Origin of the sequence: Klebsiella sp. 141251, from assembly GCF_050600725.1 — a bacterium.
GTDB lineage: Bacteria > Pseudomonadota > Gammaproteobacteria > Enterobacterales > Enterobacteriaceae > Klebsiella > Klebsiella aerogenes.
On the sequence record NZ_JAQIRG010000045.1, the window covers coordinates 1 to 254 of the forward strand.

General features: G+C 62.2%; 1 protein-coding gene. It reads left to right on the plus strand.

Annotation, left to right across the window (positions count from 1 at the left end; all coding sequences use genetic code 11):
• A partial coding sequence (locus PGR09_RS24585) for a molybdopterin-dependent oxidoreductase (RefSeq protein ID WP_430916592.1) occupies positions 1–254 on the plus strand: 254 nt, incomplete at both ends.

Below are 254 nucleotides of genomic sequence, written 5' to 3' on the forward strand. Positions count from 1 at the left end.
GCGCTGCCGGATACCTATCCGGGCTACCAGTACGTTAAGTTCCCGGAAAACCGCGAGAAGTTTGCCAGAGCGTGGGGCGTCGACAGCCTGCCGGAGCATACCGGCTACCGCATCAGCGAGCTGCCGCACCGCGCCGAACACGGCGAAGTTCGCGCCGCCTACATTATGGGCGAGGATCCGCTGCAGACCGATGCCGAGCTTTCCGCGGTGCGCAAGGCGTTTGAACAGCTGGAACTGGTTATCGTCCAGGATAT